At 27.6% G+C, this 12572-nt stretch carries 9 protein-coding genes and 1 pseudogene; 7 read left to right on the top strand and 3 right to left on the bottom strand.

The window, feature by feature from the left end; genetic code table 11:
• Positions 1 to 17: 17 nt before the first annotated feature.
• From ABF633_RS14965 to ABF633_RS14955, 3 genes are read left to right on the top strand one after another with little or no spacing between them, the layout of a single operon-like run.
• Positions 18 to 3266: a hypothetical protein gene (locus ABF633_RS14965; protein ID WP_415524693.1), complete on the top strand. Its 3249-nt coding sequence runs from the start codon at positions 18 to 20 to the stop codon at positions 3264 to 3266.
• A complete protein-coding gene (locus ABF633_RS14960) occupies positions 3244 to 5010 on the top strand; it encodes a hypothetical protein (protein ID WP_415524692.1) in 1767 nt (588 codons plus the stop codon). The genes ABF633_RS14965 and ABF633_RS14960 overlap by 23 nt, the downstream gene beginning before the upstream one ends.
• Complete coding sequence (locus ABF633_RS14955; RefSeq protein WP_415524691.1) at positions 5003 to 5608, top strand: hypothetical protein; 606 nt, start codon at positions 5003 to 5005, stop codon at positions 5606 to 5608. Before ABF633_RS14960 ends, ABF633_RS14955 begins: the two co-directional genes overlap by 8 nt.
• A 64-nt stretch (positions 5609 to 5672) precedes the next feature.
• Here the strand turns inward: ABF633_RS14955 and ABF633_RS14950 are convergent, their stop codons facing one another.
• On the bottom strand, positions 5673 to 5891 hold the full coding sequence (locus ABF633_RS14950; RefSeq protein ID WP_415524690.1) for a helix-turn-helix domain-containing protein: 219 nt from the start codon (positions 5889 to 5891) through the stop codon (positions 5673 to 5675).
• A 120-nt stretch (positions 5892 to 6011) separates the two neighbouring features.
• Here ABF633_RS14950 and ABF633_RS14945 point away from each other — a divergent pair, with 120 nt between their 5' ends.
• The 4 genes from ABF633_RS14945 (at position 6012) to ABF633_RS14930 (ending at position 11121) form a co-directional block, all read left to right on the top strand.
• Positions 6012 to 7652, top strand: a complete 1641-nt coding sequence (locus ABF633_RS14945; protein ID WP_415524689.1) for an ATP-binding protein — start codon at positions 6012 to 6014, stop codon at positions 7650 to 7652.
• 1434 nt (positions 7653 to 9086) lie between these two features.
• A complete protein-coding gene (locus ABF633_RS14940; protein WP_415524688.1) occupies positions 9087 to 9335 on the top strand; it encodes a hypothetical protein in 249 nt (82 codons plus the stop codon).
• A complete protein-coding gene (locus ABF633_RS14935; protein WP_415524687.1) occupies positions 9301 to 9504 on the top strand; it encodes a hypothetical protein in 204 nt (67 codons plus the stop codon). Before ABF633_RS14940 ends, ABF633_RS14935 begins: the two co-directional genes overlap by 35 nt.
• 903 nt (positions 9505 to 10407) lie before the next feature.
• Positions 10408 to 11121, top strand: a complete 714-nt coding sequence (locus ABF633_RS14930; protein WP_415524686.1) for an aspartate/glutamate racemase family protein — start codon at positions 10408 to 10410, stop codon at positions 11119 to 11121.
• Positions 11122 to 11554: 433 nt separating this feature from the next.
• Here ABF633_RS14930 and ABF633_RS14925 read toward each other — a convergent pair.
• Both ABF633_RS14925 and ABF633_RS14920 read right to left on the bottom strand, forming a co-directional pair.
• Positions 11555 to 11896, bottom strand: a pseudogene (locus ABF633_RS14925) (transposase); the annotation flags it as partial.
• A 180-nt stretch (positions 11897 to 12076) separates the two neighbouring features.
• Positions 12077 to 12337, bottom strand: a complete 261-nt coding sequence (locus ABF633_RS14920) for a hypothetical protein (RefSeq protein ID WP_415524685.1) — start codon at positions 12335 to 12337, stop codon at positions 12077 to 12079.
• Positions 12338 to 12572: the final 235 nt, after the last annotated feature.

Raw genomic sequence — 12572 nt, 5'->3', positions numbered from 1 at the left:
CAAGGAGGCTTTTAAAATTGCATAAAGATTATTATACAGTGGATGAAGCAGTTATTTTAACAGGATATTCAAAATCACATATTTATAAAATTGTAAAAGAGAATATTACAGCAGTTAGTTTTAGAAATAATAAAATCCCTAAAAAAGCAATTGAACATATTGTAAAACTTAAAAAATTTATAGATACGGAATGCTGTGATGTAGTGTCTATATTGGAAAAATTTCAGATATCCACAACTAGAACCCTTAAAAATATTTACCCAACAATTGAAATTTATAATTTTAAAACCAGGAATTATATACGCAAATATGATGCTGAAAATATACTAGAATATAATGAATTTTATAAAACTGAGTTCTATACTAAAAATGAAATAATACAGGATTTAAAGATTAGTTATTCTACGATACTAAAAAATAGATATATTTTAAAATGTCACTATTTTAAGGGAAAGACATATATAGCTAGGAAGCATGTTCAATTATTTTTAGACAAGTGTAAATTTTATTTCAATGAATGCTATTCATCTGATGTAGCTGCTAAATTATTAGGATATGCAACTACCAGCGGTTTTAATAGAGCATATCCTAATATTCCAAGATATTTTTACTTCAAAAAGTGGTATATAGCTAAAAAAGAAATAAATTCATTATTACAATTAAATAATACAGAAAATTATTATTCTTTAAATGAGATTGCAGATATGCTAAATTATTCTATAATAAATACTCGCAACGTGTTAAAAGGCATTCTTTTCATTAAGAGAAAAAATATGCGGTACTATCTAAAGAGTGATATTAATTCATTTATATATGAAATTAAACAAAAGAAAGATAATATAAGTAAAAAATGTTATTCACAAGAAGAAGTATTAAGAACATTAAAAATAAGTGAGGGAACTTTAAGATTAGGAAAGTATAAGTATTTACACAATAAAAAAATCAAATATAATCATATTAATTACTATTACAAACGTGATGTGTATGAATTTATAGCTCAAATTAAAAATGATTTAAGTAATAAAATAGAGGAAAATAGTGATACTGATATATTTAAACAGGACGTTGCAAGTATCTTAGATGGTTATATAAAATTAACAGATGTCGTAGATAGTACTGGTTTAAGTAGATATTTTATATTGAGATTAGTACATAAGAATCAAGTGGATTCAGTATTTTATAATGAGCATCGCTACATATCTGAAGAATCTATAAATTACATAAAACAATATTATTCCAGAGAATATTTTACAAGACATCAGCTTGCTGAAAAAATGAAAATTTCTATTTATACGTTGGATCAATTAAGAACCAACAGTTTTTTTAATAGTTATTTTATAGAGCATGCAAGAGGTAAATATTTCATAGATGATAATGACATTAAATATATTAAGACTACATACACTTATGTTTACTATTTTATAAGATGTAATACAGATTTAGATTTATACCAAAGAGTTAATACATGTTTTAATTTTTTATATGATAATAATTGTGCTAAATCACTTGATTATTATCATAAATGGGTCATAGAAAAGTTAAATAAAACAGGATTTAATAAGAAAAAGAAGCAAGAGTATTGTCATGATTTGATATATATTTTTTTTAAAGTAAATACTTTACTAGAAGAATTAAATTGTGAACTCTATGAATGTAGCAATGAGGATATTGAATTTATTATTAATATGGCTAAATTTACTACAGCACAGTTGAGATATTTTTGCCAATACATAAATTATTTTAGAAATAAATATAAAAATATCTGTAAATATGATAGATGTTTCAACGTTTCACGGGATCAAGTATATACTAAAAACTCAAATATTTACAGTACTGAGGAGTGGCTTAGTTATTATATATTGCTAACGGATATTTCTAAACACATTAACAAAGCGATTGAAGAAGATAGTTATGCACAGAGATGGCTATATGCAATCCTTCATCTTTCAATTGCCTGGAGAAAATCTGATATTGGAAAAATGCCTAATATAGATATACTAAAGAAAGAACTGGATTTTAATTGGTTAAAGAACAATAAACTTAGCTTATCACAGTGTCAACTTATAATTAATTATATAAACAAGCAATCTAAATTTATAATGACTGGGAAAACAGGTGTTAGAACACATTTTATTGTACCTTTAGATCTTGTGATTCCCACAGCATACGCCTTTATTGTATGCGAAATCCATAGAAGAAATGCTGATAGAAAATTTTTATTCAATCAATCAATATTCTATAGTGTAATAACAGAATCTAACAATTTAAATAAATTGTTTAAAGAGGATAACCTTATAAATTTTGATAATAGGAAGGCTAATAGAACATTATTAACATATACTTTTGAATATGCTTCTAATCAAGAGGGTCTTGCTGAAGTAGCGTACATTCTATCAGCTTGGCTTAGATCACATAAACTTAATAGTAAAAACTTACTACCACATACTACCCATCAATATATTGAAAGTACAAATAAAGATGGTAGTTTTGAAAAAATTGCATTTCAACTATTTCGAAGAGGTATATTTGGTTGGCAGATAAGTGTTATACTTGACATTGTTTATAACTCAAGCAGCTGGACTGTCGAAGATAAAACTAAAAGAATTGAGGAATTATATAAACTTTATTCTCCAATAGCTGTGGATAATTTTTCTGCCTTTCTTTTAAACAAAAATGAACTTCATGATATAGGTAATAACAATGAAACTAAAAAATTAGAGATTGAATTACAAGTTAATGATAAAAAAAATGGTTTATTGGAGCAGGCTATAGAATATCAAAAAAGAGATATAAAGTTGGTTGTTTCAGAACTTCTGACATTATCGCATAAGGAGATAGTCGAAAAGTTAGAATGTATATCTAAAGGTTTAGCTCCTGGAAAAGTAGAAAATTCTCAATGCTTAAAATCAGGTATTAAACCTCAACAACGACAATGTCCTGAATATTTAAAAGCTAGCTGCTTTGGCTGTAGATATCAAATTCCTACGACATATGAACTGGAATTTATTGAAGAAGATTTACTTAAATTAATGGATAACTTAGAAAAAACTTCAGCTTATGAAGAAAGCAAGATTATGAAACTATCTTTTATTATAAACAAATTATTCCTTATTCTTGCTGAATCAAAAAAAATATTTGATACTATTGATAAAAACTATATTCAAACTTTCATTAATTTAAAGCTGCTTAAGATTAAACATATAAATCTATATAATAAATATATATTGTGCGAGGGGTGGAAGGATGGGATCAATAAAAAATGTTAAGGGCGAGGGATTACCTGTTAGAAAGCTCATAGATAGTGAATTGTCTTTACTTGTATCATATATAGATTATATGATATATGATGAAAATAATATAAGTGATTATAAGGATAGTTTTAATTCTTTAATTCAAGAGAAAACATTTTATAATTGTAAATTTGATGATAATAAATGGTACTTCAAAGATATTGAAGAAAATAGCAGAAAGTTTACGTTTGATTATGAATATAATCATAAAATTAATAATGAACTTAAGGCATTTGTAGTAATAATGGTACATGATAAACGCTTTAATCCTAATAATGTTAGTGCTATGGTTGGGTTAATTAAAAAAATAATTCTCATAACTAATAATTTTAGTGAAAAAAATTTGTATGATTTTCAAAAAGAAATTGACAATACACCTATACATCAAAGAATAGTTTTTAAGACTGCACTTAAATATTACATGGCTTTTATACCTAATGACAATATAGAATCATATTGGATAATACTTCAACAATTAAAAATTACAGAAGATAGAAATGCAAGAGAATTACCACCATATAATAGTATTTTAAGGTTTGATTCAATAATAAATGATTTAAATAACTTATATGGATATACAATTGAAGAAAGAAAAAAATATTTCCCTATAATTATATTTTGGAAGCTAACATGTATTATTCCGATGAGGCCAACTGAGTTTTTGAAACTTAAGAAAGAATCATTTTATAAAGACAATGAATTATATATTATTGAAATCGAAAGGATAAAGAAACCTCCTAATCCACTAAGTAGACGAAGAAAAATTCCATTAGAAACTAAACTTGAATTAGATAAAAAGACCTACGACTTAATACAGGAATATATATGTATTACTTCTGATAATGATACTGAATATTTATTTTCAGTTGAAGAACAATCGCAATACTTTAACAATAATTATTTAAATAAAATTGACTATACTAAGGAAAGATTGAATAAAAAAATGTTTTACACATTACTAAATAGTTTTTATACAGAAATTATAGAAAATAAGGAATTCATTAAGGTAGTTAAATTTAATGATGAAATCATAGAAAATAATAAAGAGAATGTGATGGTTAAAATTCGAATGGGAGATACAAGACATTTAGCATTTTGTTTTATGCTGTTTCAAGGCTTTAATGCATTAACGATTGCAAGGATTGGAGGGCATGAGAGTGTTGAATCACAAATTCATTATTATCAACATCTAGATACATTTATTGATGCCAATACTAATGTCCTCTCTAGAAAACTAAGCAAGAGAATTGTAGATTATATGATGGGTACTATAGACCATGTTGGAGAAAAGTTTTCTTTTAGAGAGCTTAAGCTTAAAGGTTATTCAATTTATAGAGCTAAAGGTATTAAGCCCAGGAAAGTAGATATTTATAATTGCTATTGTGAAAATTTCCCATTAGAGTGTAGATGTTATAGCTGTATAAATTGTAGCTATTCGGAAATAGATTATGAAAATGAGACGCATGATAAAATTGGTTCTGTATTACAAAGTGAATTAAATACAGCAGAAAAGGAGTTAAAACAGAAACTATCTCTATTGAAGAATTATTATAAAACATCATTTAAGGATGATAGCATTAATATGAATAAGCTATTATTAAATGATAAAGTTCAAGAGAGTTTTATTAGAATATCATCTCAAATTGAAGCTACAAAGAATAATAAAGCTTTAATAGAAGCACATATTGATTTACTTAGGAGGGCAAAATTAAATGAATAAAAATAAAGGTGGAAGAAAGTCTATATACGATACAGAACAACTTATTATAGAATTACATAATTATGCAAGGGAAAATATTTCAGGAGAAATAACAATAACTAAGTTGGTGGAAGTGACTAATATACCAAGACATATATGGAGATATAATAAGGAAGTTCAACAAGAAATAAAAAGACTCAATGAGGCTACAGTATTTACTGAGTTTATAAATAAAGATAAATTTCCTGAGATTATTTCACCAGAAGATATTTTAAATGCAAATTACGGTAATAAAAAACGACTTTTAAAGATATTAACTGATTTATTTGAAGGATATCAGTATTATTTTGCAGAAGCTAGGAAGGCAAAGGAATATAAAAGAAAATTGGATGATGCGCATAATAAAATTAAGGAACTAGAGTATGAAAAAAGAAAAGTGAAAGAAGAAATTGAATATTATAAGAATGAGTTAAATAATGCATTAATAGATAGTATATCTCCACTGGACAGTAGGGAAACAGGTGTAAAGCCTAATTTAATTCAATTAACACCTATTATAGCCAATGAAGATCTCTTACATCCTGACTTATTTGATGATATAGATATACAAAATAAATAATGGAGAATCGAATACTGTAAAAAACACAATTCATAATCCTTTAAAATAAAATGCGTTGTGTTTTTTATTCTTTAAACAAATCCTCAATTGTTATGTGTAAGGCAATAGCGATGCCTTTAAGTTCATAATCTAGTATCTCTCTAGTCTGATTTTCAATTCTAGAAATTATAGTCTGATCTATATTAATCCCAAGTAAATTTAGTTTAGCAGCAAGTTGTTCTTGAGATATTTTTCTATTCATCCTAATAGTTTGAATATTTTTACCCGTTATATTTCTTTTCAATACAGTAACCACCTTAAATTTAAGATATTATGTATTGATTTTAAGATGAAAGAAAATACTATATTATGAGGTTATCTCATAATGCGAAAATTTTATAATATTTTTTAGTTGGAAGGTAGGATGAACAACTTGGAAAGATATACACCACAAGTAAAGGCTATCTCATTATACAAAGAAATAGCACAAAATATAGTTAACCCTTTAGAACTTTTAAGAGAAGCTATAAGTAATTCTCATGATGCCGAAGCAAAGGTTATTTCAATAATAATTTATAGAAATAGTGCTGGAAAGTTCGTTTTAGAGATTCAAGATGATGGAAAAGGATTAAACTTAAATGATATACATAGATTTTTTAATTTAGGTGATTCAAATAAGTTGAGAATAGGGATAGGTGAGAAGGGTTTAGGTACAAAAATTTATTTTAAAAGTTATAAAATTATGTTACAAACACAGAACAGAAATAACGAAGCATACAAAGTTATAATGGAAAGGCCATGGGAACATCTTTGTAATAATGAACTACCAGAGTATTCAGTTGAAAAAATTAATGCTGAGTCTGGTAAAGGGGGAACTACTATTTTAATTGAAGGATATATGATTGATAGTCCTGAGAAGTACTTCAATTTTGACATCATTAAAGATTATATACTATGGTTTACTGCAGCTGGCAGTTTTAAAACATATTTTGCAAATTATGCAGAACTACATAAATATATTAATAATATGCAAATAGCGCCAAGAGTTTTTTTAGAAGATAGGATATTAAAGATAAAAGAAGAAATACCAGGAACACATCAATTCTATCCTCCACAAGAAAAACCTAAAGAAGATCCATGTGAGTGTATATACAAAAAATCAGTAAATTACTGTAGACACTTTGGACCATATAATATGGCTACAAATATTAATGGAGAATATGTTTCACTTCAGTTGTATGGAACTATATCAGGTGTAAATTGTAGAAAGAAAATTGCAAAATTTAGACAAGGAGAAAGTCTGAGAACAAGATTTGGAGTTTATCTTGCAAAAGATTTTATCCCATTTACTAAAAAGACTGATTTACTTCAAAACTCAAATTATCATCATTATCATCTATTGCTTAATTCTCAAGCTTTTGAATTAACTGCAGACAGAAATAACATTTCAAATTTAGAAGATCCAAAGGTAAAATGGGTTTTATCAGAAGCAAAAAAAATTATTGATGAAAACATAATTCCATTAGCTGAAGAAGGATACTTTGAGTTAAGAAAAATAGAAGAGCAAGAGTATGTAATAAAAGAGAAACAAAGAAAAATAAAAGAAAGATTAGAACGCTTTGATAAATTAGATGACCTGCTCACTAATGACATTCCTATAACTAAGAAACCTAGTAGTGAATTGCAGGTTGCATTGATATTTGCATCTATGATATCTAATGAAAAAATTAAAAAATTAATAAAGTATATAGATAAAATCGGTGATTATTCTCAAAATTCAACTACTGATATGATATGTTTTGATTATAATAAAAAAAAGGTTCTTGTAGAAGTTGAGTATAAATTGAGTAATATATTTAAACATGATCATCCATATGAAACTTTTGATTACGTGATATGCTGGTATGTGGACTTAGAAGTTAATGAAAAGAAAAAGTTAAAAGATGGGAATACATTAAGTTTAATAAGGGAAAATCAAGAATGGTTTTTAAAATATAGTGCTCAAAAGATAATACCAATTATTGAATTAAGACCATTAGTAAATAAAATGAGAAAGATTTCATAGAGTAAAATGTAAGTGGTAAATAACTGTCAATGTGATTAGTTTTTTACCGCTTACAGTGGAAATGATAATACGGATTATTCAAATCCCGGTTTTTCAGTGTTCACCACAGGCATGAAAGGTTTTCAAGGATAGGGTACTGGAACAAAAGCTGTTGTATATTCAGATGATGATTTCAAGAAACTCAAAGTTCCTTATCTGATTCTAATAGGCAACAAAGAGCCCATTTACAAAAATAGAATACAAAATTAGTTGGTTGACAAATACAAAAAAATCAATCCTAATATTGTAGGCGAAATGGTAAACGGCACTCATGAATTTCCAATACAGCAGTCAGAAGATATAAATAAAAGGCTGGTTTCAATTTTTCTCAATACTTAAAAAATCAAGATTAATCAAATTTCATAGTATTAGTGTAATAAGCAATTAAGTTTAATTCGGAATCTTTTTATAGAACTAAATCGCTAAAAGCGGCGGCAGGTATGTTCCATATAAACTTTTAGCTTGAATTTTATTCTTATTTTTTATAAAATTTAATTAGTTAAAGTTGCAATGCTATAAATTTTTGTTTTATAAGAATACATGCTCTTATGTATTGCCGCCTTAGTTTGTTTTTATATGTGATAATTAAAGGGAATAGTAGAAAATAGTAGGAAATACAAGATATACTGAGGCGTATAAATATTATTTGAATTATTGAAATATATAAGCTAAATATAATAAAATATTTCTTATTTTAGCAAAGAGGAAATTGTTGAAATTCCATAGTAAGTGGTGACGGGGCTTCGTTCTATAATTTGTTTCGGAAATTGAACAACCTCAGTACTAGCATTATTTAAGGATTTATCTTAAGATGCTAGTTTTTATAAGCTCAAAATTTGAATACAAATCTATTCATTTTGCGTACAAAATTAAAGGTTTATTCCAGTCAATATATTTACTATGAATTATTTACTGTAAAAATGCCTTGTTTCCGTAACTTTATAAAAGAGTAAATATAGTAATATAAACGACCATTTATTTTACCATACTTATATGATATTATTATTATCAAATATTAAATTATATGGGAGAATAGATATGAAAATAGATATTGGGGAACATGAATTCAGTATAATTTGGGATGGAGTTTTTTACTGTGCTTTGTCTGATTATCCGAATATATCAAAATGGTAACTAAAAAAACTAATTCTGTTTCTAGAATATGAAAAGGAAAATGGCAGAGTAATCGAATTTAAATGTAAAAATCAAGATATCTTAAGCGCTATAAATTATGCATCTCACAATAAAGAAGAATATTTACAAGAACAGCCACCTTCAATAATTACAGAATGCACTACTTGTAAGCAAAAATGATGTTTAATTAAATTTCTTTTCCACACTGCTTCTGTGGAAAATGCTGTATCGATATTTAGAGGTGGAAGTTTATTATCTGCTGTGAAAGCAAGAAATTTACCTGCAGAAACTTTGTGTTTAGAGCCAAGAAATGCAGCAAAAGACCCAGCAGATTATTTTGACTATATAATGTTTTCTTGGGGTAATTGTCAAGTAGGTGACAGACTTGTTATGGAACGTAAACTTAAAAGAGATTCTAACAAGGAAGATTTAAGTGCAGAATTTCAACCTGGAATTCGTTTCTATTTTAAATATAATGAAACTTATACAACATCCGAATACAACATTTGATGGATATCAACCACTTAAAATAAAGAATCAATTATCAGTGGTTGAAAATCTCTTTGCAGCTATTATTTCAATAAATTATAAATTAATCTTTGGACCAATTATAGCAAAAGATATTTTAGAAAGAGTTTTCTATATAGAGAATGATTGTAAAGATATATTATGGGACTGATCTAAAAAAGCTTATAATTTTATATTGAAATTACAGTGATATAATGAATTTATAAGTTATTCATAATAGTAAGATATTGTGGTGCGACAAGAAGTCGCTAATTAGTAGTGTTTCGTAAGAAACTGCGTTAGTTACTAAGCGTATCTCCGCTTGAAACTGCACTCCGAGTAATTGGTTTGTAGGTTGCATGAGAGTTAAGTACCTAATGTTATTGCTTTACGCAGGAGCAATACAGGGTTAGGAGAAAAATGGAAAGTATAAACGAAAGTTGAACCTTTGTAATCTTCGTAATTTACGATAAGCATACTGCTTAATATGGATAGGAAAGATTGTATCGCATTCCAATCGTGCAGTAGCCCATATATCCATCGGAGTATAGAAGGATACTTAACCATTTGAATCTACTGTTAGTGAAACTTGGTAAACCCTTTGTGTTCCTCAATAGAGGTAGGGTAATTGAGAGAAAGCTACAATACCAGAGGGTAAAGGATTATGGAGAAAGCGAATGCCAGTAGGACGAAAGTTCAGGGAAAAAAATAACCCGCTGGATAGAGTTGGATAACTCACTTGAAAGAGGGCAGACTTCCACATGGTCGCCAACACGAAAGAAAATGGAAAGTAAATTCTTCGTAAAAGAGAAGTTCAGTTATGAAAACTGATATCTATTATTATCAGTCGGCTGCTTTTCTGCTTATATGAAAATATGTGAGGAAGATACACCAACGGATTTTTCGTGCCGAACAGTTGGTACACATACTAACTTGTTTGAGGTAAAAAGATAGCTTGAGCCGGATGTGTGGAAACATACAAGTCCGGTTCTTAAGGGGGAAAGGAGTCGTAAGGCTCCCTCCCTACCTACCTATTAATGAAATTAAATTATTTTATAAAATGGGGGAATGAGTTATGACTAAAATTGGAATGATTGGTGGCCTTGGCCCAGAATCTACATTAGACTATTATCGCTTGCTTATTGAAATATATAGAAGCAAGTCAAAGGATGAAAATAATCCTGAAATAATTATTTATAGCATGGATATTAATATTCTCATGAAGTTAGCAGCAAATAAAGAATGGGACAATCTTGTGGAGTGGCTGGTTAATGGTATTGAAGTTCTACAAAAGGGAGGTGCAGATTTTGGATTTATTTCTGCGAATACTCCTCACATAGTTTTTGACAGAGTTAAAGAATTATCACCTATTCCATTAATAAGCATTGTAGATAAAACATGTGAGCATATTAAGAAAATAGGTATTAAGAAGATTGGTTTATTAGGAACTAAGTTTACTATGCAAAGTGATTTTTATAAAAGAGCTTGTAATAGAGAGGATATAGATTTATTTGTTCCAAATGAAAAAGAGCAGGATTATATTCAGCATAAACTAATGACTGAGATTGAACTTGGTAAATTTCTTGATGGAACCCGCGAGGGATTGGTTGATATAATTAAGAGAATGATTAATGATAATTCTATTGAGGGAGTAATTCTTGGATGCACGGAGTTGCCGCTAATACTTACTAAGAGTGAAGTGGGTATACCATTTTTTAATACCACCAAAATTCATGTGGAGAGCATTATAAATCACTGCTTAAATATAAATGAAAGTAGTTATTTATAATTCGGAATGTTCTTATATTCCGAAACTAATATTTATTTTATGAAGCATACATCAAGTTTAAAGATGAACAAGTAGTATTTATAAACGCTCTAAAGTCTTAAGTAAGGTTAGAATGAGCTTTTCTGGAAAAAGAGGACACTTCAGAGTTAGATATTCTCTTTAAATGGCAATATTACTATTGTTATCTCTAAATTGAGATGGTGTCATATAGACCAATGCCTGATTTCCCGAGAACGTTCATAAGTCTGTGTAAAATAGACGAGCTACTTTAAAATTGGAAATTACTATGGAAAATTATTCCTGTAGTAATTTTTGAATTATATGATAATACTAAAGAATGAGTTTATATAGCTTTTATTTGTTATTATTATTTGTAAAAATACCATTATTATTCATGAATAAATAAAATAGTACTAGCTTTAATTTCTAATATTTATATATATTGTTCAAGTCTATTTTTAAACATCAAAGTAAGTTGAGCCAATGTGTAAGCCCAATTTGGTGATGGAGAAGTCCATTTGGTCATAATTTGTTCTGTAGCAAGATAAAGAGCTTTTCTTAAGGAATCATCCGGAGGAAATGTAGTTCTTATCTTAGTAAATTTTCTTAACTGTCTATTGAATCATTCAATAGCATTAATAGTATATATTATTTTACTTATTTCCAGAGGAAAATTGAAATAAGTAGATAGATTTTCCAAATTATTATTCCATGAATCTATTACTATAGAATATTTATCTCCCCATGTCTCTCCAAGAGTTTGTAGGGGCGTTAGCCCAATGTCATCAATTTAATATTCTAAAATATGGATGCTTCATGATGATATTAATATTTTTTGAAGTTTAAATAATTAAAAGCTATTGCACCTATGTTTTTTTGCAAAGCAAACAGACACTAAAAAACCGCAAAAAATTTATAGCGTCAGCGTTAAAGTATATAGCCCTAATTTTACGTTTTATAAGCTACGTTTTTTATTTTTTCTATACTTTCCTCTTGCAATTCTTTTGATACGTAGATTTTGCCTATCAGGTCGTATGGGAATACTGCTTTTAGCAACTTGTTTCATGATATCCTTATATATTTTATTTCTTTTTCTTGGACTTGATTCCAAAAGCATTATTATTAATTTGTCTTTTAAGCTGCCTATTAAAATATTTAGGTTAGTTTTATATTCATATTTATTAGTTTTGTGTACTGCAATTCGGGTATAGATCATAATGCCAGTTAGAGTTCCTTTTCAAATATGTTTTAAACCGACTAACTTGCCATGTAAAAAGTAGATTATAGTTTAAAATTGGTAATCAATAGTTGTTTTTTATATAAAATAAAAGTAAGTGGTAAACAACTGATAACATTGACAGTTATTTACCGCTTACAAAAATAATGATAAATATTAAATTTTTATAACTGCTTATTATCCTTAGAATGGGAAATTTATATTTGAGTATTTT

The organism is Clostridium sp. (assembly GCF_047718555.1).
Classification (GTDB): Bacteria; Bacillota; Clostridia; order Clostridiales; family Clostridiaceae; genus Clostridium_I.
Note: the sequence above shows the minus strand (reverse complement) of the source record. Positions and strands in the feature narration are given on the sequence as shown.

Excerpts from the sequence above, each read along its gene's own strand:
- ABF633_RS14960 (WP_415524692.1), top strand. The coding sequence starts at position 3,244 with ATGGGATCAATAAAAAATGTTAAGGGCGAGGGATTACCTGTTAGAAAG.
- ABF633_RS14930 (WP_415524686.1), top strand. The coding sequence starts at position 10,408 with ATGACTAAAATTGGAATGATTGGTGGCCTTGGCCCAGAATCTACATTA.
- ABF633_RS14955 (WP_415524691.1), top strand. The coding sequence starts at position 5,003 with ATGAATAAAAATAAAGGTGGAAGAAAGTCTATATACGATACAGAACAA.
- ABF633_RS14935 (WP_415524687.1), top strand. The coding sequence starts at position 9,301 with ATGAAACTTATACAACATCCGAATACAACATTTGATGGATATCAACCA.
- ABF633_RS14920 (WP_415524685.1), bottom strand. The coding sequence starts at position 12,337 with ATGATCTATACCCGAATTGCAGTACACAAAACTAATAAATATGAATAT.
- ABF633_RS14945 (WP_415524689.1), top strand. The coding sequence starts at position 6,012 with ATGAACAACTTGGAAAGATATACACCACAAGTAAAGGCTATCTCATTA.